Below are 26,014 nucleotides of genomic sequence, written 5' to 3'. Positions count from 1 at the left end.
TCGGCATTGGGTAGCTCGGTCATCTCAACCCAATATCAGCGCTATCAATGAAAATATGTTAAAGCGACGCCACCGCTTTAACGCAGGTATTGGAACATGACGCGCTTCTTCTCACCGACGAAAAACTGGTCGACGCCGCGCGCATGGCGGCCTCGCCCGGCACGGGGTCAACCAGTTGGATTTCGAGTTGTTCGGCCTTGCCGCCTCCGTGGTTAAAGGATGCGAGGGTGCAGGAAGGCGCAGGTCGGTATGAAACCTCGACGCAAGCGATTCAGGTGGCGATCAGGATCGCTTGCGTCGTCCACGCGGTGGCGACGGTACTCAATGCAACGGTCGCCCTGTGCTTTCGCTGTCTCTGCCGATCCTTGCTGATTCCAACGAGGCTATTTCCGTCGGCGATGGTGTGGACTGAAACGCGGAGTACCCGGCGACTGTCGATATTGAACATGAATTGTGGGCCGCCTTCCGGACGGGCGGACACAGCCGCTTTTTGCCCGGTGACATCAAAGCCAGAAAGAAACGCAGAACAAGATCAGCTGACCATTGGCGCAAAACTGCCTGCTTTCGACCTGCAGGCCGTCATATCGACGGAACCTTCCAATGCGTTCATCCGCATTACTGGGTAAAGCGATGCTGGCAAATGGAAGGTGATCTTTTTCTGGCCAAAAGACTTCACCTTTGTCTGCCCGACCGAGATTGAGGCGTTCGGTAAACGGGCCGTCCGGGTCAATCAGATAACCCGGAACTTCACGCCACAGGCCCGGTACTGAAATTGGCATGATCGCGCCCGGATTGATCCAGCAGCCATTCCCAAAAGATGCACCCTGACGACCGCCAACCTCTTCCCGTTCGATCAGGTGGACTTGCTTTCTCTGTTCCTGAAGTGTGAGAGCGGAGAACAGACCGAGCAGCCCTCCTCCTATCACGCAAACTGTCTGCTCCGAGCCCGTTTCGTTCCCATCCATATCAGGCTGTTTCCCCCGCACGATGCTCACCGACAGGCGGAACGTTGTCGAACTCCGACCTCAGTTTATCGCTTGCTTTGATGGTCGATCTGAAACGCGAGATACTATAAGGTTCAATGGAAACCTGATTTTCATAACCAAGGATCATATTGGTCAGACAGAGACCAACTGCTGGGCCGATCTGGAAGCCGCCACCGCTGCCACCAAAAGCGTGATATAATCCCGGAGTTGTTTCGGATGCGCCAACAATTGGCAGCATGTCCGGAAGGTAAGCTTCAACCCCGGACCAGACACGAATGATTTCTGCGTCCTTGAGGGCCGGAATAAATCGTCCTATTGCCTGCATACCATTGCGGGTCTTGGCAGGGGGAACGAATGTATACTTGCCATCTTCATTCGACAGAGTGCGGGGATAACCGGCAAAAATGAAATTGCCGCGCGAAATCTGGCGGATAATCAGATCGCCGTCTATACTGTAGATGGAAGGTTTCAGAACGTAAGGAAGCGGTTCGGTCACAAATTGAGGGGGGCCAGCCCGAAACAGAGGAACCGTTTCGCCAAAGCTCTCTGCGATCCTGTCTGCCCAGCCACCGGCTGCATTCACGAGAATTTCTGCAGAAAATTTTTGACCGTCAGCGCTGGTGAGCTCGAATCCTTCGTTCGTTTTAAGAATTTGCGTTATCTCGCAGTTTTCAATGACTTTGCCCCCGCGTTTTTGAAATGCGCGGGCAATGGCTGGCGTGACAAGACGCGGATTGGCGACCGCACATGCCGGCGAATAAGATGCAATCAATGCACCGCCACCCAGCCAGGGCAGGTTTTTGCGCAAGGCATCGCCTTCCCACATTTCAATGGAAAGCCCGCACTGACGAGAATTATCGGCATACTGGAAAAGCTTGTTCCGGCTTTTATCACTGTGGGCGAAATAGATCATTCCGTTTCGCTCATACTCGCAGGGCGATCCGAATTCCTTCTCGAAATTCTCCCAGTATTCTTGCGCGAGCAAGGAGAGCGGATACTGTTCAAGCGCCCGTCCTTGCAGACGCAGCCCGCCAAAATTTGCACCGCTTGAGGCGGCGCCAACAAAACCCCTCTCCACAAGCTGCACGTCCTGTCCGGCTTTCGCAAGAAAATAGGCAGTAGAGACTCCGAATAGTCCGCCGCCAATGACGATGACCTCGCGCTTCTTATGCATTTTCTTGCTCCCGCGGAATGAGAGCGTGGTCGCATTGTCCAATCGGCATTGGGCGGAAAGGCGCTTGCGCACGTAATCTGCCAACAGTCTCCGGCGATCTGCCCGAAGTACAAATGGCGATTTCCTGCAAGGTCTGGTTACAATAGCGGCCCTGACATCTGCCCATCCCGCAGCGCGTAATCGCTTTAATGCGGTTTATTTCGGTGTGAGCGATCTCCGATCTGATCGCCTGACGGATCTCACCTGCTGTCACCCTTTCACAACGGCAAACAAATGTCTGATCCGTCAATAATGACGCATTTTCATAAGGCCAGCGGAAGGCATTAGCCATGGCGCGCTGAAATTTCCGCAAGCGTTCGACCTCATGCTGCAGCTTCTTGAATTCGCCCTGATTTATCAGTTTGCCCTGCTGTTTCAGCATGGCGAGGGCTGCCAGTCGACCGGAACCGGCTGCAGCCTCGGCACCCCCGATAGCTACACAATCACCGGCAAGCCAGAGATCCTCGCGAGCTTGCCCATCTCCCGAAATCATCGGGAGCCATTGTCGGAAATGGGGATCATATTCAATCTGTGCCCCGGCAAGTTCTGCCAGCTGTGTTTCCGGCTTAAGACCGAAACCAAAGGCGACCGCATCACATCCAAGCCGCTGTGTCCGGCCCTTCCTGTCGGTATAGATAACGGCATTCACATGACCATCGCCTTCGAACCCGGCGAGCGTGATGCCACTTATAATTCTAATGCCGCTTGATTTAAGTTCACCAATGAGGCTCATCCCTTCAAGCAGAGTTTTCAGGGAATAACGTGCCATAAGCAAAGCCGCCTTATATTTTGCGCCCTGCGAGGTCGTGTCGAGAATGGTAATATTACGAAAACCCAGGCGCGCATATTGGGCGGCTGCGAGATAAAGCAGGGGCGATGAGCCGGCAAAGGCGATTCTTTGCCCGATCACGCTCCCATGCGTCTTGAGTGCTACCTGCGCCCCGCCCAGAGAGTAGACGCCTCCAAGCTGCCAGCCATCAACTGCCATGATCCGGTCAGTCGCACCAATGGCTATCAGCAATTGACGATAGGGTATCTCCTGCTGAAGGCGGCCGGCAACTGTCGAAACCGTATTGTTATAAACCGCCCATGCCATAGTGCCGGGCCGGTAATCGCAGCACGATAGAATCGTGTCTTCTGCCTGTTGGCGATCCAATGTTCTTTCATAAGCCTTTCGACCAAAAATCTTATGACCGGAACCTTCAAGGCCTGGATGAAGCCGTCGTGTACTCTGCCCGCCGGGAAAACGGGTCTCCTCAAGAATGATCGGCCGGATACCGGCCTCGACGAAAGTTCCGGCAGCGGCAAGTCCTGCCGGACCCGCTCCGATAATGACTGGTGGTACATCAAACTGTCTGGATGTCATGCTGAAAATCCGTGCATAGGCGCGCGGCTCAACAGTTTTTGCCCGTCCTCGACAATTGCACGACAGGCCCGCAACCGCTCCCCTTCATACGTCCAGACCGAGCAATCTTGACATGCACCCATTAAACAGAAACCGGCTCTGGCCGCACCGTCGAATTCAGAAAAGGATACTTGCCGCTGCTGACGCAGCAGGGCTGCAATGACAGTCTCACCGCGATAGGCGGGGATGGGGCGGTGGTCATAATAAATCGTCAGGTCAGGCTGCTTGCCGACCCGTAGAGAGAGAAATTGGCCTTCATCCATGGATGCGCCCCCATTTATTGCATTGCAATATTTACTATGGCATAATGGTAGGGCCAAGCTTTCTCATTTGTCAATCAAAATGCAGATTAAGCCGGAGCTTTAGCTAACCGACATCGAATGGGCGGCTGCGATGACGAGATTGGCAAATTTCGCTGGAACATCTTCACGCTTGTAACGCGCCAATGTGACCGCAACACTCACTGCACCAATAACCTCGCCATTGGGCCGCGTAACCGGAGCGGCAATTGATGCGTCGGCATGGTAGATCTCTTCATAAGCGGTGGCAAAACCGGCGGCACGCGCTTCGGCAATCATCGCCATGATCCGGTCAGGATCGGTCGGTGTGTCGCGGGTGAAACTACGCAAATCAGAAGCTGCAAGTATTTCAGATACCTGCTCACGCGGGAGGCGAGAAAGGATCGCCCTTCCAGGTGCTGTGCAGAATGCCGGAAGTCGTGACCCTATAATGACGTCGGTATTCAGAAGGTGTCGGCTAAGAAAGCGCGTCACGAATACAATTTCATGACCATCAAGGACGGTGAGGTTCACCGTCTCTTCGGTCTGTTTGCTGAGGTGCTGCAATATAGGCATCGCCCGATCAACGAGCTTTGAGCTGCCGATGAAATGATAGGCAAGGTCCAGTGCTTTGATTGAAAGTTCATAGTGGCGATTTTGTGGGTTTTTGTTCAGATAGCCGAGCTGATGCAAAGTATGAGCAAATCTTTGCGCCGTGCTGATATCGATACCGGCTTTCTGTGCGAGCTGCGAAAGAGTCATGGCCGGATTATAACGATCAAAGGAGCGGAGGATATTGAAAGCCTTCGCTACGGACTGGACCATTAATGGGTCGGATTTTTTCTTGCTGGTCGTCAATTCTGTCATCCTTACGCCATAAATTCCTTCGGAATCTAATAACAAAATATCAGTTTCGATCTTATCGACGCAAATTTATTGCCAACTTTTACCTCATCTTTCCTGAAAATTCCGTGGAATCGCAACTTTCCCTTGACGTGCATCGGTTTCTTTGTTTCTTTACAATAATAAATATCGCATTGCAATAGCGGAGGCGCAGTTGAGCAACTTTATTCTCACCGAAACGATTGGGACCGTTCGCCGCATTACCTTGAACCGACCGGAGAAGCTCAATGCATGGAACAAGGCCATGCGTGACGAGCTCATCGCAGCGCTTCGGGGGGCTGAAAAAGATAGCGAGATTCGCGCTGTAATTCTTACGGGGGCGGGCGACCGTGCATTTGGCGCCGGTCAGGATCTCAGCGAAAGCAAGGCGTTCAGTGCTTCCAGTGCGGAAGGTTGGATGGACGAATGGAAAGCACTCTATTCGCTATTTCGTGATTCCTCAAAACCCATCGTCGCAGCCTTGAATGGTGTTGCTGCCGGATCTGCATTCCAGATTGCACTTCTTTGCGATTTTCGCGTTGCCCATCCAGGGGTGACTATGGGCCAGCCGGAAATCAATTCGGGCATCCCGACAGTGACCGGTAACTGGATCATGCGAGAAATCATCGGCCTCTCGCGCACGATCGATCTGACGCTCACCGGCCGTATGCTGGACGCAGAAGAAGCCTATTCTTTCGGTTTGATCTCGCGTCTGGTTGACGCCGAAAAGGTGCAGGACGCGGCGCTCGAACTTGCCGGGCTTCTTGCGAGCAAGCCTCCGGTTGCCATGCGCCTCAACCGCCAGCGAATTGCCGAAGTGACCCTACAGGGCTTCGATGAAGCCATGCAGTCCGGTATTCGCATCCAGACCGAAGCCTACGCGACTGGCGAGCCGCAAGCCATGATGGAAAAATTCTTCGCCGAGCGTGCATCCCGCAAGGTGGGGGCATAAGCCTCCACATGCCGTGACCCGGCTGTCGGGTCACCGAACAGCAGACGAAGCAAGGCCTGCACGGCTCAACTAAATGAACCGGATAGCCTGGCGAACACGCGATGCTCGTCGAATGATAACAGGGGATAAAATGAAAAAGTCTTCTTTTGAAATTAGTCGTCGTACCTTGCTTATCGGAGGAGCAGCAGCACTGGCATTGCCCATGGTCAACCGTAAGGCATGGGCAAATCAAAGTCTGGTTGTCGCTGATCCGGGAGGACCATTCGCAGAGGGCTACCGTGTAGCCTTCTACGACGATTTCACCGCTGAAACTGGCATCGAGATTCAAAGCGTTGCACGCGACGCGGAGCCGACTGCTCAGTTCAAATCGATTGTGGAAACCGGCTCTTACATCTGGGATGTCTGTACGGCGACCCTTTCTGCTCGTCTTATCCTCGAACGCGATGGGCTGCTTGAGCCGCTCGACATTCCTGCTGGCGATGTCGCCGATGTGATGCCCGAAGCGGTGCATTCGAATATGCTTGGCACTGACGTTTATTCGACCGTGCTTGCATATAATAGGGAAACCTGCCCGAAGGCACCGGCAAGCTGGGCTGATTTCTGGAATGTTGAAGAGTTTCCGGGACGCCGTTCCTTGCGCAAGAATCCACTGGACACATTGGAAATCGCGTTAATGGCCGATGGTGTTGATCCGAAAGATCTTTATCCGCTAGATCTCGACCGCGCCTTTCGTAAGCTTGATGAAATCAAGGACCATATCGACGTCTGGTGGACTGGCGGTGCACAATCGACACAGTTGCTTGAAAGCGGTGAAGTTGACATGATTGCAGGCTGGAATGCTCGTTTCCAGGCTGCGATCGACAGCGGTGCCCCGGCGGATATCGTCTGGAACCAGGGTTTGTATTCGATCGAAGGCTGGGTTGTTCCAAAGGGTAGTCCGAAAGCCGAACCGGCGCGGAAGTTCGTGGCATTCTGCGCTCGGGCCAAACAGCAGGCAAAGTTCACTGAATATCTGGCTTATGGTCCAACCAACCTCAAAGCCTATGATTTCATTTCAGAAGATCGTGCGAAAATCCTGCCAACTTCGCCAAAGAACCTCAGCAAGATGTCGCTCGCTTCCGATCCGTACTGGCTGGAACACCGCAACACAGCGACCGAACGCTTCAACGGTTGGCTTCTGCGATAGCACATTCCCGTAGCAGAAGAGCGGCTCACCGCTCTTCTCCCGACCATATCGACATATAGCTCGCACGCCGACGCGGCTGCGGGGAAAGTATTGTACTACGGAGTAGTAATGACTGAGGACGCCCGCTCTGAGAAATTGTTGCTTGATGGCATCTCCAAGAAATATGGCGACTTCACTGCACTGAAGCCGACACAGCTCACCATCATGGATGGCGAGTTCCTTACATTGCTTGGACCTTCGGGATCGGGGAAAACTACCCTTCTTCAGATCATCTCCGGTCTTGTCGAACCGACGACGGGCAAGATGTTCTTCGAAGGCGAGGACTGGACAAACCGTCCTGTCAATTCGCGCGGAATGGGCATGGTATTTCAGCACTATGCATTGTTCCCTCATATGACGGTTTCCGAAAACATCGCATTTCCGCTGAAAATGCGCAGCATGAGCCAGTCGGAAATCAGTCGGCAGGTTTCTGAAACGCTCGCCAAAGTCCAACTCGGTGATTTTGGCCATCGCTTTCCGCGCGAACTTTCCGGTGGTCAACAGCAACGTGTCGCATTGGCCCGCTGCTTTGTTTATCGTCCAAAGATTATCCTGATGGACGAGCCTCTTGGTGCACTGGACAAATCGCTACGCGAAAATATGCAGCTTGAAATTCGTCGCCTGCACCAAGAATTCGGGACGACAGTTATTTACGTGACCCATGACCAGGAAGAAGCGCTGGTCATGTCTGACCGTATCTGCGTGATGAACCATGCTCAAGTCGAACAGATTGCTCCGCCGCGCGAGATCTATCTCAATCCCGAGACCGTCTTTTCTGCTTCCTTTATCGGCCAGTCGAATATTATCAGGGGCAGGCGTATTGCCGTCGATGCGAATAGTGCCAACATCGAGACGCCTGTTGGCCGCTTTGCGGGCCGGTTTACCGCGCGTGACAGGCAGAGCCAGCAACTGGCACTGGTCATCCGTCCCGAACAGGTTTTTGTAGGCCAGCCACGATCTTCCGAGCAGGACAGTTTGGAAGGAATTCTTGAAGACACGGTCTATATAGGCTCCGACGTGCGGCTCCTGGTCAAGCTTGCCGATGGTAGCCAGTTCAGCGTTCGACATGATCCGCTGGCAGAAGATCTGCCGTCCATGGGTGATAAAATTCATCTCCACTGGGACCGGTCTGTAGCAAGGATCGTATCATGACAAAAAATTCGGTACGGACCTGGAGACCAGACGCCATATGGCTTGCAGCACCAGCGTTGCTGCTTCTTGCCGTATTCTTTCTGCTTCCAATGTTTCGCCTTCTCGGCCTCAGTTTCACGGACGAGGCGCAAGGAGGCTTTTCGCTGGCAAATTATGCGCGTCTCGGCGATAGCTTCCTTTACTGGCGAATCCTGGGCATTACCCTGGAAATCTCGGCACTGACTGCCATTTTCTCGGTGCTGTTCGGATATCCGATTGCGATGTGGTTGGCCGGGCTGGAAGATCGCAAGCGTGGCAATATGCTGATGCTGGTATTGCTGCCTTTCTGGACCTCATATCTGGTCAAAACATTTGCTTGGATGATACTGCTGGGCAAAAACGGTGTCTTCAACTCGATCCTACTGGGTTTCGGGCTTGCGGAACGACCTGCCAATCTCATGTATAACGAGATGGGCGTGCTCATAGGTATGGTGCACGCCATGATCCCTCTCGCGGTTCTATCCATGCTTCCCGTCATGTCCGGCATCGATAACCGGCTGACGCTAGCTGCATCTACTATGGGCGCCAGCCGGTCTGATCGCTTCTGGCTGGTCTATTTCCCACTCTCCATGCCCGGTGTTGTAGCCGCGGGTCTGTTGACCTTCATCACATCGCTCGGCTTCTTTATTGTTCCGGCATTTCTTGGCGGACGTCAGCAAACCATGCTTGCTCAGACGATCATTACGCAGGTGCAGGAAATTGTAAATTGGCCGTTCGCCGCTGTGCTGGCGACAATGCTGGTCGTTGCGGCGCTGGTGGTTATTGCGATCTACAATAAGCTTTTTGGCCTTTCGTCACTTTCATCGGGCAGCGGCGTTCAAAGCAAGAAGGCGATGTCGCCAGATAGCCCGCTACGCAGACTTGGCTATGGAATTCTGGCAATGATCTCGCGGATTTTCCGCCCGCTGGATCGCCTCTTTCCGCCGCGTGAGAGCGGCAATCCGGTCAGAACACTATATGTCGTGCTACTCATCGCCTTTTTGATGTTGCCCGGGCTAATTGTCATTCCGCTCAGCTTTACCTCGGGCAGAAACCTTGCTTACCCACCCCCCGGATTCTCTCTGCGCTGGTTTGAGCAATATTTCAATTCAGCAATCTGGATGAGCGCAACGATGCGTTCCTTCGGAGTAGCATTTGCCACCGCTTTCTTCGCTACAGTCCTCGGGGGGCTGGCAGCGCTTGCACTTTCGCGCAGCTCGTCACGACTCAATGGCGTGATCTTTGGACTCATGCTTGCGCCAATGATCGTACCAAGGATCGTAATTGCAGTGGGTCTATTCTATTTGATGGCACAGATCGGCCTTGTTGCAACCGATACGGGGCTTGTGATCGGCCATACGCTTCTGGCCCTGCCTTATGCGTTCATCACGATCGGATCGGTTCTGAAAAACTATGACTGGCGTCTTAACCAGGCGGCGGCAACCATGGGCGCAGGCAAACTCCAGGTCTTGTGGCTGATTACCATTCCCTTGTTGCGGGGCGGTCTGCTCTCTGCTGCGCTGTTTGCCTTTGTCACATCGCTGGACGAACTGACAATTGCGATCTTCGTATCGGGCGGATTGAAGACGACGCTTCCAAAGCAGATGTGGGATGACATGTTCCTGCAGCTCAATCCAACCCTTGCGGCGGTCTCCGTTATCGTTCTTCTGATCGTGACGGTAATCCTGCTCGTGGCGCGCAAACTCGAAAGATAATTCAAAGATAACCTCCCTATCTGACTTTGAATACTAAGGATGCAAGATGCATATCCATGGACTGGTGCGGTCGTTTCTGGACCGCGCGCAAAGCAGTGCGCAAAATACCTACGCGACATTGAACGGCCAGTTGTGCAGTTTTGGCGACCTTTATCGGGCGTCTGAATCTATCGGCCACGTCTTGGCGCGAGCAGGAACAATGTCGGGCGACCGTGTCGTCGTCATGTTACCCAATAGCCCCTATTCGCTGGCTCTGGTCTTTGCGCTTCTTCGTCGTGGATTGGTCTGGGTTCCGGTCAATCCCGCACTCGTGGGGAGCGCGCTTGATAATGTATTTCGTACCACAGAGCCGAAACTTGCCTTCTGCGAGGATAACGTCGCCGACACCTTGCGCCAAAGCGCAGAACTGACTGGCACCACAATCCAAATCGTAACGGATACATCCTTCCCGGAATATACGGGAGACGCTCCTGCTATTATTGATCTGCCGGGACCGCAGGATCTGGCTGCCATCATGTTCACGTCCGGCACCACCGGGCCTGCGAAGGGCGTAATGGTCACCCATATGATGCTGGAGCTCGCTTGCCACTCTGTTGCGCTTTGCACGGATATGAAGCCGGGCGACAAATTTTTCATGTGGGAGCCATTCTATCATATCGGCGGCGCCCAGGTGATCCTTCTTCCGCTGTTCCACGACATAACCCTGACGATGGTCGAACGTTTCAGCGGCTCGCAGTTCTGGAAACAGGTTAGCGAAACCGGTTGCACCCACATTCATCACTTGGGCGGCATTATCCAGATTCTGCTCAAGCAGCCTGAAAGTTCCTACGACCGGAATCACAATGCGCGCGTTGCATGGGGTGGCGGCTGTGCGCCTTCCGTTTGGCGAGCATTTGAGGAACGGTTCGGCGTTCAGATCCGCGAATGTTATGGCATGACCGAATGTTCTTCGCTGACTACCTATAATGACGAAAACATTGTCGGATCTGTGGGGCGACCATTGCCGTATTTCGATGTCCGGCTGATTGGTGAGAACGGCAAGGTTCTGGGGCCTGGCGAAGGTAAGGGCGAAATTGTGGTTTCGACCACACTCCCCGGCGCCATCACTGAGGGCTACTACCGTAATGCCGAAGCCACGGGCAGAGCCGTGAAACCTGATGGGTTCCATACCGGTGATCTTGGCTCTTGGGATGAGAGCGGCCATCTTTATTTCCACGGGCGCACAGGGGACTCAATTCGCTGCAAAGGCGAGAATGTTTCCGCTTTTGAAGTTGAAAGCGTCGCTAATCGTCACCCGGACATAGAAGAATCCGCCCTGGTGGGGGTCGACGCGGAAATCGGCGAATACGACATTCACCTGTTTATCGAGCCAATAGCGGGCGCCACGCCGGATCCTTTTGCGATCTGGACTTGGCTCTCGAGCCGCCTGGCTCCCTACCAGCGACCAAGATTCATTTCTTTCGTCGAGCGTTTTCCAAGAACACCAAGCCAGAGAATTCAGAAACATCTTCTGGACGTAAATCCTGAAAATCGGTGGGAGGCACCACAAATGGCGAAAGGGAAGGCAATATGAGCTGCGATGTTCTAATCACTGGCACGGGCATGTTTGCGGGGCGAATAGCTCTGGATATCGCATCCACTGCAAAAACACCGGTGAATGTTGTGATTGCTGGCCGAAACAAGATGCGGCTCAACTGGCTGAAAACTGCTGGCAACGCACGTGCCGCGATGTTCTCGACGCCAGCACGGTTTTCAACCATTGAAGTTGATATGGTGGCAGATGGCACCAGCGACCGCCTGCTCGAAGAATGCAACCCGCGCATCGTGGTGCAAGCTGCATCAATTCAGACCTCAACTGTGATATCCGATACAGGTAATCGCTGGACTCAATTGGTTGCCGAAGGCGGGTTGAGCGCTACTGCAGTATTTCAGTCGCTGATTACCTCGCGCATGGCAGCGGCAATTTCACGCCGTCAGAATCCACCTGTGCTAATTAACTGCTCCTTCCCGGATGTCGTCAATGGCATAATAAAGGCCATGGGCAATGATGTGTTATGCGGCACCGGCAACGTGGCGATCCTTTCAAATGTGTTTGACGGTGCCTATGAGCATGCGAACTCCGATCCGCTGCGCGTTATTGCCCATTATCAATGCCTCGCGGCATGGCGTAAGCCACCAGAGGAGCGGGCAGGGGCTGTTGCACCACTCGTTTATGTGGGCGGGCAACAGCTGGACGATGTATTTGATACTTTCAAACAGTGCCAGTTGACGCCGGAACCTGCAATTGAGATTTCAGGCGCGTCCGGTGTGACCCTTATTCTGGCTCTGGCAGCCGGAACCTCTTGGCGGGGACATGCGCCGGGTCCGGATGGCTTGCCTGGTGGTTATCCGGTCTGTCTGGAAAAGGGCAAGCTTGTTCTCGATTTGCCCGAATCCATCACGCGTGAAGAAGCGATTGCTTGGAATGCGAGCTTTGAAACAGCAAATGGACTTGTCGTTGAAGATGGAACGGTGCGCTACTGCGGCAAGCTCGCAAGCATGCTGGAAGAAGAAAAATTTCAGCATGCGGAAGGGTTTGAAGCTAAGGAACTCGAACGGGTCTGCAACGATATGGCCTTGTTGCGTGACCGTTTGATGAGCGAGCCAACTTGACGACGTTTGCTGGCTAACTGAACCGCTACTCGGGGATGCCGTGAATGGTGTTCAGTGAGCCGAAGTAGGGTCGCGGTGCGGATCAAGCTGTTCGAAATACGGACGAGCCAGCACCCGATCCACAATTTCCGGGTGCGGAGGCGTTCCATAACCAGTCAAACCGCTTCCTGTTCGCCACAGTGGAGCCTGTCCTTTCTCTATGCCGTTATGGTGTTGGCACGAACAGCGATCGTGGCCGCAATTCCTATTCTTGCGCTGAAATTCCTTGGGCAAGTTAGTTATATCAGCACGCTCTATCTTTCAGCGAGTTTGATATGTCTGGCCTTCAGCCTTTTCCTCCCAAAGCTTATTTCCAATATCGGGTTATGGCGATCACTAATCCTCGCAGCGGTATTCGGCTTGATATCGGCTGGTTCCTTTTTTGCCAACAATATCTGGTTTCTGCTCCCTGGGTTGCTTTTCCAGTTTCTGATGTTCACGCTTTTTGAAAGCGTTATCAATATTTATACAACCCAGATTATACCACGTCGCGATTTATCATTCTTTGAATCTCGCAGAGTACTTTTTTCCGGCTTCACATATTTAATAGGGCCGTTGCTGTGCGGTTGGGCAATCCATGTCGATGCTCTGTGGGTGCCCATCCTTCTCAGTGGCGCCTGTGCCGTATCGGTCCCTTTCTTGCTCAGGATATTGATACCGTCGGCCGCGAAAATTCAATCCACCATAAAGCTTCCCATGTCGAGCTATAAGGATCTGGTTCTTTTTACTTCGCAGCCAAGACTGGTTCTGGCTTGGTTTCTAGCCGTTAGCAGATCATCATGGTGGCAGGTTTATTCGGTCTATACACCTGTCTTCGCCGTGAAGGCGGGCTACAGTTCCGCCTCTGCCGGTCTTGTCATTGCGTTAGGCACGGGAGCGCTGATACTCGCTCCATTCTGGCAGATATTTTCGCGCAAATTCGGGCTGCGGCTCACCTTTTTCTACGGATACCTGATGTGCGGTCTCACAACGATATTCGCTGGATTGCTTGGGAAAGTGAATCCATTTCTGTCCGTGGTTCTGTTGATCGGTGGAGCGTTTGCAATAAGTTCTGTCGATAGTGGAGGAAATGCGCCTTTTCTGCGTGCTGCCCGCCCTCATCAAAGAGTAAAAATGGTTCCTCTATATAATACTTATCGAGATATGGCTCAGATCGCTCCGTCGGCAGTTTTTGCGATTGTTTTATCTCATTTCGACGTGAGATATGTATTTCTCTTAACTGGAGTATTCCTTGTTATTGTCTCTTCGTATTGCCTTAAGTTGAACAAGCGGCTTTAAAACTGACCTTTGCGGGCTCCGTGGATTTATTAATTGCGTGATCAGCCCTTGAAGACAGCACTTCACTAGCTCTCGAAATCGCTGAAAATATCTTGGAGGCGAGTCAGGCTCTGCACCCTCTCATCTACTTGATTACCCAGCTGTATGATGATGTGAGAAAGCATAAGATCCATGATGGCAGTCATCGTTGCGGCGCCGTCCCAAAGTGGGCCGTGAGAACCGGGCACAATCAGCGCAATATCGGCTACCTCGGTTGCCCAAGGGCAGAATTCGTCGGTTAACAGGATTACTTTCACGCCGACACGGCGCGCTTCAACCGCCAGAGGGCGCGCCTTGGAGGCAAAGCGGCGCACATCGTGCAGAAACAGCACACGGTTTTCAACGGACCCATCCAGAAGTTCTGCATAGGTACCGTTCAGGCCGTCCATGAAGGAGACGCCGGGGCGCGAATAGGAAAGCTGCGACGCAAAATATTGCGCGATGCCGCGCACATTCTGATAGGCGGCGACATAGACTTCGCGCGCATCGATCAGGACGTCGATGGTCTGCTGCCATTCCGGGCGGGTGGTCAATTCGTAGACGGTGCCCAGGTTCTCGATCTGCTGCTGCACCAGACCAGCGAGCAATTTGCCTTCGCGAAAATCCTGCTGAAGCCGGGCGACCGGCCCCTTGACCTGCCATGCCGGATTGGAACGACCGCGCCTGAGCGCCGTTTTCATTTCTTCCAGCCCGTCGAAGCCCAGCCGCCGCAGGTAACGGCCCACCGTCATCTGAGAAATGCCAAGCCGTTCGGCAATGGATTTTGCCGTCTCAAACGGAAGGTCGGCGAGATTGCGCTCGATATAGCTGGCGATCAGCTTGTCGGCCTTGGATTTACGTAACTCGGCGCTTTGGAGACGTACGAGAATATCTTTAGCCAAACCTTACTCCTCTCGCAGGCTCCAGTCGCAGCAATGGCGACTGGAGGCGCGCAATAGCTTATTGTGCTGTTTTTACCTTTGTCCATACCCGGTCAAGCTGGCGGACACCGGAGCCCAGATCCTCGAATATCTGCAGCCGTTTCATCGTTTCGTCGGCCGGATTGATTTCCGTGCTGTTCTTGATGTTATCGGGCGTCAGCTGGCGAGCGGGCACGTTGGGGGTGCCATTGGTCTGTTGGGCAACATTGAGCGCGGCGATTTCAGGTCGCGTGTAGAATTGCATGAACTTGACGGCATTGTCCTTGTTCGGGGCCGTTTTGAGGACGCACATATCTTCCTGATACATCGTGCCGCCTTCCTCCGGGATCACATAGCCGAGATCCTTGGGATTGCCAAAGACGTCGATCATACTGCCGATGAAGTAATGCGCGGCAGCGACGTCGCCTGCACCAACCATTGGTCGGGAATCGTAAGTGAAGGCTGCCACATATGGCTTCATTGCGATCACGGTATCGGCGGCCTGCTGCAGTTGCGCGGGGTCAGTCGAATTCACGGAGTTGTCATTGAGGATGAGGCCCACGCTCAGCACTTCGCGCATATCGTCAAGAAGCGTGATCTTGAGTCCCTTTTCCTTGACTGTTGCCAGCAGGTCTTTCCAGCCAGTTACGTCCTTGCCGAGCACGCGCCGGTTATAGAGAATGCCGACAGTTCCGAAGGCGTAAGGCAGGCAATATTCGCCCTTCGGATCGCTTTTGGCACGAAGGAACGTCGGATCGATATTCTTGAAGCCTTCATAGCTATTGATATCGGTTTTCGCCAGCAGATCGAGTTTGGCCATGATGTCGTGCATATGTACGGACGGAAACACGATATCGTAACCGCTTGCGCCGCCCTGAATCTTGGCGAGCATCTCTTCATTGGAGGAATAGGTGGAAAGGTTGACCTTGATCTTGGTCTCTTCCTCAAATTTTTGAAGAACGGCGGGATTGATATATTCGCCCCAGTTATAGATGTTCAACTCATCCGCGAAGCTTTTGCTAGCAGATATGCCCATAACCGTAAGCGCAATCATCCCAAGGCGCTGAACGGCACCCTTGAAGGTTGTCATTGTAGTTCCCCTTGTCGTTTGTCACATTTTTCTCAAAGGCTGCAGTCTTCCCCGCTCGTCGCCGGTGATGGAAAGGATGGACCTTCGAGGCGTTGACTTGTACTCGAATATGGTATCAACATAACCAAATCACGCAAGAGTTAATTCAATAACATTTCGGGGAACGAAAAATGCGGGATGCGATTGTGCGGCTGGTTTCAGCCGCGAAGACCTTTGCCAGTCCGGAGGGCGGCGAGGTCAAAGCACTGGACGGTATCGATCTGGATATCGGTCGTAATGAATTCATCACATTGTTGGGCCCTTCGGGTTGCGGAAAAACGACTTTGCTCCAGGCAATCAGCGGATTTGCTGCGTTGGATAGCGGGCGGATTGAAATCGACGGCGTCGACATGACGGACCGTCCGCCTTATCGCCGCCCGGTCAATACGGTCTTTCAGAACTATGCGCTGTTTCCGCATATGAGTGTAGGGCAGAACGCCGGATATGCTTTGGAAGTTGCGGGTGTCGGCAAGGCCGAGCGAACGGAGCGTGTCAGGGCTGTTTTGCAGATGGTGGGGCTTGGCGGTATGGAAGCTCGCCTGCCGCGACAGCTCTCCGGCGGCCAGCAGCAGCGCGTTGCTTTGGCCCGGGCCATTGTGGCGCGCCCAAAAGTTCTGCTGCTGGATGAGCCGTTATCCGCGCTCGACAAGAACCTGCGCGAGGCGATGCAGTTCGAGTTGAAGACCTTGCAGCACGAATTGGGCATTACCTTCATCTTCGTCACGCACGACCAGCAGGAAGCACTGACGATGTCGGATCGCGTGGCGGTGCTTTCCAATGGGTGTATCCAGCAATTGGACACGCCGCATGTGGTGTATGACCGTCCGGTCAATGCCTTCGTTGCCAATTTCGTTGGAGCCAGCAATCTGCTGGAAGGACAAGCCGACGCAGACCGCTTCGTGCTGGAGGATGGAACGGTGCTGCATTACGACGGTGACAGCAAAGCCAAAGGCAGGGGCACCGCACTTCTGAGGCCGGAAAATTTCTCGCTTGTCGCGCGCAATGAAAGACATGGCGCGCTTGATGTCACGCTCGACCAGATTGTATTTGTCGGTTCGTCCTTCGAACTGCTTGGGCGTCTCGCTTCCGGGCGCAAGCTTATAGCGCAGATTCCCGCGGTGGACCGAAACTCCGTCAATGATCTACAGCCTGGGCAGGCCGCGCGCTGGTATTACGATCCGGCTACGGTCCACCTTCTGCGTGCTGGGGAGGGCGAGTGATGAATCTTGCTGCTCTGCGGCGCACGCAACTGACGGTGCTTCTTGGACCGGCGACACTTTTTCTGATCGTCTTCTTCGCCATTCCACTCGGAATTATGGTGGTGACGAGCTTTCTCGCGCCCGGCCTTTACGGCGGCGTCGAATGGGAGTTCTACCCGCATAATTTCGGGCGCATTCTGGGCTTTGCCGACCCGGCATTTGAGGAATACGACCCAGTCTATCTGTCAATTTTTCTTCGCTCAGTACGGATTGCGGTTGTGACGGTTATCGCCGCCTTGTTGGTCGCTTATCCTGCGGCTTTCTACATCAGCAGGCTTCCTGACCGATGGAAGAATTTCTGTATTTTCCTCATTACCCTGCCGTTCTTCGCCAGCCTGATCGTGCGGTTGTTCGTCTGGGTGATGATTCTGCGCCCCACAGGCCTCATCAATGAAACGCTGATGTCGCTTGGCATCATTTCACGCCCACTCGACATGATTTATACGGATGGCGCCATCGTGCTGGGGATGGTCTATGTGTTCCTGCCGTTCATGTTCATGCCGGTTTATGCCAGCATTGAAAAGCTGGACTGGCGTCTTGTGCAGGCGTCGCTCGATCTGGGTGCCGGCCCGGTGCGGACATTCTTCCGAATTGTCCTGCCGCTGACCGCGCCGGGCATTGCCGCAGGCTCGGTGATTGTCTTCATTCCGTCACTTGGAAATTTCGTTGTGCCTGCCGTGCTTGGCGGCGCCAAGGTGATGATGCTGGGCAACCTCATCGAAGGGCAGTTCCTGTCGGCGCGCAACTGGCCGTTCGGGTCGGCGCTCGCCATGATGGTGATGGCCGTCATGCTGGTGCTGCTCTTGTTCTATGTGCTTTTAACCAACCGGCGTAATGCTGCAGAAGCACTGTCGCGGTAAGGGAGGATATTTATGAAAATCGCCCGTTCTCTCTTCAATGGCGGATTGCTGCTTTACGTCGCCTTGTTCTTCGCTTTCATCTATATCCCGCTTGCGCTGATCGTCGTCTATTCGTTCAACGCCAATCCGGTGAACATGATGGTGTGGAGTGGCTTTACCACCGACTGGTATGCGCAGGTGCTAGGCTTCAAGACAGGAGTTTCCGAAAGTGCGCTTTATATTGAATCGACCGATCAGCTTGTGGCGGCCGTGTTCAATAGCCTGAAAATTGCGATTTCAACAACGCTGATCTCGACCGTTCTCGGCACCGCGCTGGCGCTGGCCATGCATCGCTACAATTTTTTGGGAAAGCGCTTCTATCAGGTGACGCTTTTCATGCCGATGTTGATGCCGGACATCGTGCTGGGCATTGCACTGCTGATCTTCTTCGTCAATGCCGGTATTCATCTGGAGCTGACGACGATCATTATCGGGCAATGCACGTTTCTGATCTCTTATGTCTTCATTGTGGTTTCGGCCCGGCTGGCTGGGATGGACCGCACGCTGGAACATGCGTCGGCAGATCTCGGCGCCAATGAATGGACGACGTTCCGCAAGGTCGTCATGCCTCAGCTCATGCCCGGCATTCTCGGTGGGGCACTGCTTGCCTTCATCATTTCAATGGATGACCTCGTGATCACCTATTTTATCGCAGGCGTTGATGTTACGACCCTGCCGATGTTCATCTTCGCCATGCTGCGTCGCGGCATCAAACCAGAAATCAATGCGATCGCCGTCATGATGCTGACTTTCTCTTTCGTCGTGGCTTCGCTCGGCCTCTATCTTCGTTCCCGGCAGAAATAATATGACTTCACAGACACCTATTCGAAAACCGCGTGGCCGTGACCTCGGCATTCCTTTCACCGGACGCACCGGGCCGCATAATGCGATCACCGATGTCGGCGGCGTCGGCGTTGGTTTCCAGACGATAATCGAGAATGAACCTCGCCTGGGCCGCAGACGTCCGGTGCGCAGCGGCGTGACCGCCATTCTGCCGCATATGCAATCGGAAACGCCGGTTCCGGTCTATGCCGGTGTGCATCGCTTCAACGGCAATGGCGAAATGACCGGCACCCACTGGATCGCGGATGGCGGCTATTTCCTCGGCCCCGTCGTCATCACCAATACGCATGGCATTGGGATGGCTCATCACGCTACCACACGCTGGATGGTGGACCGTTATGCCTCGACCTACCAGACCGATGATTTTCTCTGGATCATGCCGGTCATTGCCGAAACTTATGACGGCGCATTGAACGACATCAACGGTTTTCCAGTGACGGAGACCGATGTGCGCAAGGCGCTCGACAGCATTGCGTCCGGTCCGGTGCAGGAAGGCAATTGCGGCGGCGGCACAGGCATGATCACCTATGGTTTCAAGGGTGGTACAGGCACGGCATCGCGCGTCGTGGAGTTCGGCGGTCGCAGCTTCACCATTGGCGCGCTGGTGCAGGCCAATCATGGCCAGCGCGATTGGCTGACCATTGCGGGCGTTCCGGTCGGTCAGCATATGCGCGATGGCACGCCGCAAAGCCAGTTGCAGGAGCGAGGTTCGATCATCGTCGTGCTGGCAACCGACTTGCCATTGATGCCGCACCAGTTGCAGCGGCTGGCGCGCCGCGCCGCGCTGGGTATCGGTCGCAACGGCACGCCGGGCGGCAATAATTCAGGCGATATTTTCCTCGCCTTCTCGACAGCCAATCAGCGCCCGATGCAGCATCGCTCCGCGCCCTTTCTCCAGATGGAAGTGGTCAATGACGAACCGCTTGATCCATTCTATCTCGCTGCGGTCGACAGTGTGGAAGAGGCCGTGGTAAATGCGATGCTGGCTGCTGAAGATATGGGCGGGACTTCCTATGACCGACTGCGCGTTCGGGCCATCGATCATGACCGACTGCGCGAAGTACTGGCCAGTTATGGAAGACTTGCCTGAGCGCCCACAAGAACAGGTAACGGAGCTCCAACTCCGTCCGATCATGATCCGGTTCAATTCATACGGTTTCCGTCATGCAGGTCGGAAACCGTGAACGTCTCCCTCTATTTTGCCGTCTTGACAGTTTTCTATCGACAGCACTACGCTGCTGTAACACGGCAGATTTTTACTGAAGTGAGGGGAGGAATTCATGACTAAAAGTTCAATTATTACAGGACTGGGTCGAGTTTCAATTTCACGACGCCAGTTTATAAGCTCAAGCGCACTTGGTGCAGGCACTCTGCTGCTACCGTCCCTGCCATCCTTTGCAGCGGATAAACCTAAAGTCGGTTTGGTCATGAAGTCGCTCGCAAACGAGTTCTTCAAACAGATGCAGGCCGGCGCAGAGGATTACGCCGCCAAAAATACCGACAAGTTTTCTTTCGCAGCTGTTGGCATGAAGGATGAGCGGGATTTCGCCGCTCAGGTCGATGCGGTCGAAAATTTCATTACGCAGCAGTTCAATGTGATCGTGCTTGCTCCAGCAGATTCCAAGGCCATGGTGACCCCGGTTAAAAAGGCTCTGGAGGCAGGCATCAAGGTCATTAACATTGACGTGGCGCTCGATGAGGAAGCGAAAAAGCAGGCCGGAGTCGATCTTGCCTTTTTCGGTCCCGACAATCGCGAGGGCGCAAAGCTCGCCGGCCTGGCGCTTGCCAAGGATTTGGGCAAGGGCGCAAAGGTGGTTATCCTTGAAGGCAATCCGGAAGCCGATAATGCCAAGGAGCGCAAGAAGGGTTTTGACGATGCCGTGGCCGAGGGCGGTTTAACGCTGCTTGATTCCAAGACGGCACATTGGGAGACGGAAGAAGCCAACACGCTTATGACCAATTTCCTGACTCAATATCAGGACATTCAAGGTGTGATGGCAGCCAATGACTCCATGGCGCTCGGCGTCGTGAAGGCGCTGGATGCCGCTGGAAAGTCGGGTCAGATCAAGGTGGTGGGCTTCGACAACATTCCCGCTGTCCAGCCTTTGATCAAGGATGGCAAGATGCTGGCAACGGTTGCCCAGTTCGGTGCGCAGATGGCAGCCATGGGCATCGATTACGGTCTCAAGGAACTGGCAGGCGAGAAGTTCTCCGGTTGGGTCAAGACGGATATCAAGCTGATCACTGCCCAGGATCTCTAGGACATTGCCAATGATGGGGCGGCGATCATCGATCCAATCGCCGCTCCCCTAATCCGGCAGACAGGAACCGATATGCAGTCAGCCGATGCCATTTTAAGATTGGAGAATGTCGGTAAGATCTTTCCGGGAGTGGTTGCACTAAACGGTATCACGCTTGAGCTACAGCGCGGCGAGACGCATATCGTCCTGGGTGAAAATGGCGCGGGTAAATCAACCCTCATCAAGCTTCTTGCTGGCATTTATCAGCCCGATACAGGCGAGATCTTTCTGAACGGCCAACCCTATAAACCAAAGACTCCGCATGATGCACAGGTTCAGGGTATTCGTATCGTACATCAGGAACTCAACCTGCTGTCACATCTTTCCATTGCCGAAAACCTGATGCTGGAGAGCTTGCCGAGGCGCTTTGGCATCCTGGATCGAGCCATGCTGAACCGGCGTGCTGAGGAATTGTTGGCAGAGGTGGGGCTGGTTGTCGATCCACGTATGCCGGTTTCGGAGCTGGGCGTTGCGCAAATGCAGTTGGTCGAGATCGCCAAGGCGCTTGGTTATGACAGCAAACTGCTTGTACTGGACGAGCCGACGGCGACATTGACGCCGCCGGAAATCGAGCGGCTGTTTGCGATCATCAAGCGCCTGAAGGGGAAAGGCGTCACGATTATCTACATCTCTCACCGTCTGCACGAGGTCTTCGAGATTGGCGACCGCGTGACGGTGTTGCGTAATGGTCGTCTGATCGAGACGCGCGATCTACAGGGGTTGAGCGTGCCTCATCTGGTGCGCATGATGATTGGCCGCGATATCGCCGATGAGTACAGCTTCAATGCCGATATCAAGCCCGGTGCCGTCGCCTTGGCGGTGAGGGATGTGAAGCGTAACAGTGGGGCTCCGCCTGTTTCGTTTTCGGTACGCCATGGAGAGATTCTGGGGGTGGCCGGTCTGGTCGGGTCAGGCCGTACCGAAGTGATGCGCGCAATTTTCGGTGCCGATCCTAGATCGGCTGGAGAAATCGATGTTGACGGCAGGCCGGTGAATATCCGTGATCCGCGCGATGCGGTGCGCAACGGTCTTGGTTTTCTGACCGAAGATCGCAAGAGCCAGGGACTGCTGCTTGACATGCCTGTTTATGTCAACGCCACGATTACCGATTTGAAAAAAATCTCGCATGGCGGTCTGCTGGACGGCAGTGTGGAGAAAAGTGCGGTAGCCGAGCTGATTGAGCGGTTGCGGGTCAAGACGGCGTCTGTCGACACGCCGGTGCGTAACCTCTCCGGCGGTAATCAGCAAAAGGTGGTTCTGGCAAAATGGCTGTTTCGCGGGTCGTCCACACTGATACTTGATGAACCGACACGTGGGGTCGATGTTGGCGCCAGGCGAGAGATTTATCAACTTCTGTGGATGCTGGCCGCCAACCAGAAGGCAATCATCATGATTTCCTCGGATCTGCCCGAGCTGATCGGCATGTGTCACCGCATTATTGTTTTCTCCAACGGCAAACTGGTGGGGGAATTGGACCGGTCGCAATTCGACCAGGAACGTATTCTTTCGCTCGCTTATCAGGAGCATGTTAACGCATGACAGAGCCCACTTTCTCATCTACCCAACAGCCCGAAGCTGTGGACCGCCAAAAGCTGAAGCGCTTCCTGCTGCGTGATGCCGGTGTCTTTCTGGCACTGATCCTGATTACATTGGTATTTTCTGTCACAGCGCCCTATTTCGCAACGTCGGGCAATGCGCTGAAGATTTTCGTTCAGATCGCTATCAATACGGTCCTTGCGGCCGGCATGACCTTTGTCATCCTGACCGCCGGCATAGACCTTTCGGTTGGCTCGGTTCTCGCTTTATGTACGGTCGTCGGCGCACTTGTCATGACGTCCGGTCTGGAGCCCGCCTTGTCAATCCCGCTGGCCGTACTGGCGTGCATCGCCGTTGGCGGGCTTTGCGGGTTCATCAATGGCAAGGTATCGACTTATTGGAAAATCCCTTCGTTTATCGTGACGCTGGGCATGTTGAATATCGCCGCTGGGGCGGCGCGGGTGGTGTCGAACAATTCCACCATTACCGGTCTTCCGCAGGGCTTTGTCGATTTTGGAAATCTGATCGTCGGCGGCTTCCTGCCATCGATTTTCCTCATCGCAGTGGCTGTGATCGCAGTTGGCTGGTTCGTTTTACGCTTTACCGTCTTCGGTCGCATGATCTATGCGGTTGGTGCCAATGACGAGGCTGTCCGCCTGTCGGGACACAATCCCGACGCATACAAAATCGCCGCGTTTGTCATTTCTGGCGTCACTGCGGGTATCGCTGCAATTGTCTATCTCCTGCGCCTGAATATCGGGAGCCCGATTGCGGGCGTCGGTTACGAACTCAATGCAATCGCAGCCGTCATCATCGGCGGTACCAGTCTTTTCGGCGGCAAGGGGTCGATCGTCGGCACGCTGGCTGGTGCCTGTATCCTACAGGTGCTCGCGACCGGCCTGCAATTGCTTGGCATAGGCGATAATTACAAACCGATCATTATCGGTACGGTAATCATCCTCGCCGTGATTGTAGACACCTATCGCGAGAGGCTGTTACGGCGTATTCGCTGAATGCACAAAAGTTGCCATCTGTGGCTGCAAATGGCAATTTCCTGCGTTCCGATGCTCATGGTGTTAAGTACATTACGCTCCGGTACTCGAAAAATCACCATTTTCGCACACGCATGCTGCTTTTTGATGCAGGCTTTAAAGTCAGCAAAGGACGTTTTATCGGGCGAATGAATGCAGATGCCATGCAAATCAAAAGGAACTTCAATCCACCGCATTAGTTGTTGGGTTCAGTCATCGCATTAATAAATCGCGAGAATAACTCTCCTTGTGAATTGATATGAAGCTTACCGTATATGTTGCGTCGATGGATCCGCACGGTTCCGCATGATATGCCTAAGGCACGTGCGGTCGCTTCGGCTGAATAGCCCTTCAAAATATACTCTGTTACCTCTACCTCACGGGCGGTTAAAATCTGGCGCCCCAGATCGCAAAATGCATGCTGGATAATCTTTGAAAGATTGTCTGTTTCCGGTGGCTGAGGGGTTTGGGTGAACTGCTTCGGCAAATCTGCCCAATTGTGCCGTCCTACCGCACCGATGAATGGAACCAGTTCCCCAAGCTTGCGAAATTCATGTGCGGAAAATGGTTTCGAGGTTCGCATGGCGGAAATGACGATACCGACATTGGGCTCAATATTGAGCATGAACCCGATCTCTTCGGCCAGTTCCGTCTGGACATAGTAGTTACGGAAATATTCTCCCTGATAGAAACGGTCGGGTGCCATATCCCGCAGTCGCACGAGGCGGGGATCACCGGACTGGGACGATTGCAGGTAAAATGGATCGAGGAGATAAGGCCCCTCCTGATAGTCCTCGACCATGACCTTGTGTTTCCATACAGGGAATTCTGAATGCAGGGCGATGGGACGCCGGTTGCCACAATAGGCAAAGGTCACCGTGTGCTCGAAAGGCACTACGTTGCGGATCGCCTCAATCAGCGTTGCCGGAAAATGTGGCTGGTGTAACGCATCGATGACCCGTGCAGATGCCTGCGCCCAGTTCATTCGGAATCTCCGTCTCTATACCTTTTGTGATATATACAGGTATCGACTAATTTTATATGTTTTTTCCAAAATAAGGGATATGCCACTTTAGGCAAAGCTCTCTAGGGGAATATATTTTGATGGTATACGCTACCGAGGCTTCTGCCGGTCGAAGCAGCGACACTGTTGCGGAATTTGTCGGCACCACGAAACGCTACGGTGCCGTACTTGCGGCCAGTCAGCTCAACCTGAAAATCCGGCGAGGGGAGTTTCTTTCCTTTCTCGGACCATCGGGCTGCGGCAAGACGACCGCACTGAGGATGCTCGCCGGATTCGAGCAGCCAAGTGAGGGCGAAATATTGATCGACGGGTCAGAGGTGGGGACGACACCTGCCTACAAACGCCCCGTCAATATGGTATTTCAAAGCTACGCTCTTTTTCCGCACATGACCGTCGCCCAGAATGTGGCTTATGGATTAAGGCAGTGTCGCCCGAGATTGGCTAAGTCCGAAATCGAGCTTCGGGTCGCAAAAGCCTTGGAAACCGTTCGCCTTGCCGATTTCGGCGGACGACGGATCTGGGAGATGTCGGGTGGCCAGCAACAGCGTGTGGCACTGGCTCGCGCGATCGTAAACGAGCCCAAGATACTGCTGCTCGACGAACCTATGGCAGCACTCGACGCCAAGCTCCGGACCGAGATGCAGCTCGAGCTTTTGTCTCTCCAGCGTAAGCTGGGCATCACTTTCGTTCTCGTTACCCATGATCAGCAGGAAGCGTTGTCGATGTCCGACCGCATCTGCATCATGGGGCATGGTCGTATCGCTCAGATAGGGACGCCGCGTGAACTCTATGACCGTCCCGCCAATCGCTATGTTGCCAATTTCGTCGGACGCGCCAACATTCTCACCGGGAAGGTCGAACATACCGACGGTGACGATGTAGCGGTGAGCCTGGCTTCGGGCCACAAGGTTGTGGTTGAGACAGCTTTTGCGGTGACACCCGGTGATACTGTCGACGTTATGATCCGACCTGAAGCGCTGCGCCTGACTATCTCCCCGACAGAAGGGATGCAGACGATTGAAGTACAGGTTGCCAACAAGATTTTCCTCGGCGAGCACATCGAGTTCCTACTGACACACCCGGTTATGGGCCAGTTGCAGGTTCTGGTTCCGAGGCAGGCGGAAAGAGCTTTGCCGGGTGTCGAAGTGGGCTCGACTGCGCATCTTGTCTGGGATCGTGGAACAGGCCTGATCCTTGAGCGTGACGAATGAGTTTTGCGAGTTTGGCGTCTGGCCAACAGTCTTGAGGACAAGCCTCAAA

Annotated in this window: 23 protein-coding genes and 2 pseudogenes; 16 read left to right on the top strand and 9 right to left on the bottom strand. The window is 54.0% G+C overall.

Annotated elements, in window-relative coordinates; translation table 11 throughout:
* Window positions 1-271 precede the first annotated feature (271 nt).
* Entirely contained in the window at window positions 272-481 is a 210-nt protein-coding gene (locus JNC70_RS20195) for a hypothetical protein (RefSeq protein WP_146097140.1), read from the bottom strand.
* Window positions 482-626: 145 nt separating this feature from the next.
* Between JNC70_RS20195 and JNC70_RS20190 the strand changes: the two are divergent.
* Window positions 627-719, top strand: a pseudogene (locus JNC70_RS20190) (redoxin domain-containing protein); the annotation flags it as partial.
* A gap of 75 nt (window positions 720-794) precedes the next feature.
* Here the strand turns inward: JNC70_RS20190 and JNC70_RS20185 are convergent.
* The 5 genes and pseudogenes from JNC70_RS20185 to JNC70_RS20165 form a co-directional block, all read right to left on the bottom strand.
* Window positions 795-965 (bottom strand): annotated as a pseudogene (locus tag JNC70_RS20185) (FAD-dependent oxidoreductase); the annotation flags it as partial.
* Window position 966: 1 nt separating this feature from the next.
* Complete coding sequence (locus tag JNC70_RS20180; RefSeq protein WP_104757323.1) at window positions 967-2,160, bottom strand: NAD(P)/FAD-dependent oxidoreductase; 1,194 nt, start codon at window positions 2,158-2,160, stop codon at window positions 967-969.
* Window positions 2,153-3,565 (bottom strand): FAD/NAD(P)-dependent oxidoreductase, encoded by a 1,413-nt coding sequence (locus JNC70_RS20175; RefSeq protein ID WP_104757322.1) that lies wholly within the window; start codon window positions 3,563-3,565, stop codon window positions 2,153-2,155. The genes JNC70_RS20180 and JNC70_RS20175 overlap by 8 nt, the downstream gene beginning before the upstream one ends.
* A complete protein-coding gene (locus JNC70_RS20170) occupies window positions 3,562-3,867 on the bottom strand; it encodes a (2Fe-2S)-binding protein (protein WP_104757321.1) in 306 nt (101 codons plus the stop codon). The genes JNC70_RS20175 and JNC70_RS20170 overlap by 4 nt, the downstream gene beginning before the upstream one ends.
* Window positions 3,868-3,966: 99 nt before the next feature.
* Entirely contained in the window at window positions 3,967-4,785 is an 819-nt protein-coding gene (locus JNC70_RS20165; protein ID WP_374788868.1) for an IclR family transcriptional regulator, read from the bottom strand.
* Between the two features lie 154 nt (window positions 4,786-4,939).
* Between JNC70_RS20165 and JNC70_RS20160 the strand changes: the two genes are divergently transcribed.
* The 7 genes from JNC70_RS20160 (at window position 4,940) to JNC70_RS20130 (ending at window position 13,795) form a co-directional block, all read left to right on the top strand.
* Window positions 4,940-5,716, top strand: coding sequence for an enoyl-CoA hydratase/isomerase family protein (locus JNC70_RS20160; protein ID WP_104757320.1), 777 nt, complete (start codon window positions 4,940-4,942; stop codon window positions 5,714-5,716).
* A gap of 130 nt (window positions 5,717-5,846) precedes the next feature.
* A complete protein-coding gene (locus JNC70_RS20155; RefSeq protein ID WP_104757319.1) occupies window positions 5,847-6,902 on the top strand; it encodes an ABC transporter substrate-binding protein in 1,056 nt (351 codons plus the stop codon).
* A gap of 108 nt (window positions 6,903-7,010) precedes the next feature.
* Complete coding sequence (locus tag JNC70_RS20150) at window positions 7,011-8,093, top strand: ABC transporter ATP-binding protein (RefSeq protein ID WP_104757318.1); 1,083 nt, start codon at window positions 7,011-7,013, stop codon at window positions 8,091-8,093.
* Window positions 8,090-9,826, top strand: coding sequence for an ABC transporter permease subunit (locus JNC70_RS20145; RefSeq protein WP_104757317.1), 1,737 nt, complete (start codon window positions 8,090-8,092; stop codon window positions 9,824-9,826). Before JNC70_RS20150 ends, JNC70_RS20145 begins: the two co-directional genes overlap by 4 nt.
* Window positions 9,827-9,872: 46 nt before the next feature.
* Entirely contained in the window at window positions 9,873-11,399 is a 1,527-nt protein-coding gene (locus tag JNC70_RS20140; protein ID WP_104757316.1) for a class I adenylate-forming enzyme family protein, read from the top strand.
* A gap of 110 nt (window positions 11,400-11,509) precedes the next feature.
* Entirely contained in the window at window positions 11,510-12,478 is a 969-nt protein-coding gene (locus tag JNC70_RS20135; RefSeq protein ID WP_374788867.1) for a hypothetical protein, read from the top strand.
* A gap of 75 nt (window positions 12,479-12,553) precedes the next feature.
* Window positions 12,554-13,795 (top strand): MFS transporter, encoded by a 1,242-nt coding sequence (locus tag JNC70_RS20130; protein ID WP_146097138.1) that lies wholly within the window; start codon window positions 12,554-12,556, stop codon window positions 13,793-13,795.
* 65 nt (window positions 13,796-13,860) lie between these two features.
* On the opposite strand, the gene JNC70_RS20125 is transcribed toward JNC70_RS20130, so the two are convergent.
* A complete protein-coding gene (locus JNC70_RS20125; protein WP_104757313.1) occupies window positions 13,861-14,715 on the bottom strand; it encodes a MurR/RpiR family transcriptional regulator in 855 nt (284 codons plus the stop codon).
* A 58-nt stretch (window positions 14,716-14,773) separates the two neighbouring features.
* Window positions 14,774-15,823 (bottom strand): polyamine ABC transporter substrate-binding protein, encoded by a 1,050-nt coding sequence (locus tag JNC70_RS20120; protein ID WP_104757312.1) that lies wholly within the window; start codon window positions 15,821-15,823, stop codon window positions 14,774-14,776.
* A gap of 170 nt (window positions 15,824-15,993) precedes the next feature.
* On the opposite strand from JNC70_RS20120, the gene JNC70_RS20115 reads away from it, so the two are divergent.
* The 7 genes from JNC70_RS20115 to JNC70_RS20085 all read left to right on the top strand — a co-directional run bounded on the left by JNC70_RS20115 (window position 15,994) and on the right by JNC70_RS20085 (window position 23,712).
* Complete coding sequence (locus JNC70_RS20115) at window positions 15,994-17,082, top strand: ABC transporter ATP-binding protein (protein WP_104757311.1); 1,089 nt, start codon at window positions 15,994-15,996, stop codon at window positions 17,080-17,082.
* Entirely contained in the window at window positions 17,082-17,981 is a 900-nt protein-coding gene (locus JNC70_RS20110; protein WP_211694644.1) for an ABC transporter permease, read from the top strand. The genes JNC70_RS20115 and JNC70_RS20110 overlap by 1 nt, the downstream gene beginning before the upstream one ends.
* Window positions 17,982-17,993: 12 nt before the next feature.
* The gene (locus tag JNC70_RS20105) at window positions 17,994-18,824 is read left to right on the top strand and encodes an ABC transporter permease (RefSeq protein ID WP_104757309.1); all 831 of its coding nucleotides are present in this window, start codon (window positions 17,994-17,996) and stop codon (window positions 18,822-18,824) included.
* A gap of 1 nt (window position 18,825) precedes the next feature.
* Complete coding sequence (locus JNC70_RS20100) at window positions 18,826-19,953, top strand: DmpA family aminopeptidase (protein WP_104757308.1); 1,128 nt, start codon at window positions 18,826-18,828, stop codon at window positions 19,951-19,953.
* Window positions 19,954-20,143: 190 nt separating this feature from the next.
* The gene (locus JNC70_RS20095) at window positions 20,144-21,124 is read left to right on the top strand and encodes a sugar ABC transporter substrate-binding protein (RefSeq protein WP_245414816.1); all 981 of its coding nucleotides are present in this window, start codon (window positions 20,144-20,146) and stop codon (window positions 21,122-21,124) included.
* Between the two features lie 72 nt (window positions 21,125-21,196).
* Entirely contained in the window at window positions 21,197-22,702 is a 1,506-nt protein-coding gene (locus JNC70_RS20090; protein WP_104757307.1) for a sugar ABC transporter ATP-binding protein, read from the top strand.
* Complete coding sequence (locus JNC70_RS20085; protein ID WP_104757306.1) at window positions 22,699-23,712, top strand: ABC transporter permease; 1,014 nt, start codon at window positions 22,699-22,701, stop codon at window positions 23,710-23,712. Before JNC70_RS20090 ends, JNC70_RS20085 begins: the two co-directional genes overlap by 4 nt.
* A gap of 214 nt (window positions 23,713-23,926) precedes the next feature.
* Here JNC70_RS20085 and JNC70_RS20080 read toward each other — a convergent pair whose 3' ends face one another.
* Window positions 23,927-24,715 carry a response regulator transcription factor gene (locus tag JNC70_RS20080; protein ID WP_104757305.1) on the bottom strand — a complete coding sequence of 263 codons (789 nt, stop codon included), beginning with the start codon at window positions 24,713-24,715 and terminating at the stop codon, window positions 23,927-23,929.
* Between the two features lie 119 nt (window positions 24,716-24,834).
* On the opposite strand from JNC70_RS20080, the gene JNC70_RS20075 reads away from it, so the two are divergent.
* Entirely contained in the window at window positions 24,835-25,965 is a 1,131-nt protein-coding gene (locus tag JNC70_RS20075; RefSeq protein WP_104757304.1) for an ABC transporter ATP-binding protein, read from the top strand.
* Window positions 25,966-26,014 lie beyond the last annotated feature (49 nt).

The sequence above is a fragment of the Brucella oryzae genome (assembly GCF_041929965.1).
Taxonomy (GTDB): domain Bacteria; phylum Pseudomonadota; class Alphaproteobacteria; order Rhizobiales; family Rhizobiaceae; genus Brucella; species Brucella oryzae.
The sequence above is the reverse complement of the archived record's forward strand: the minus strand, read 5'-3'. Positions and strand labels throughout refer to the sequence as shown.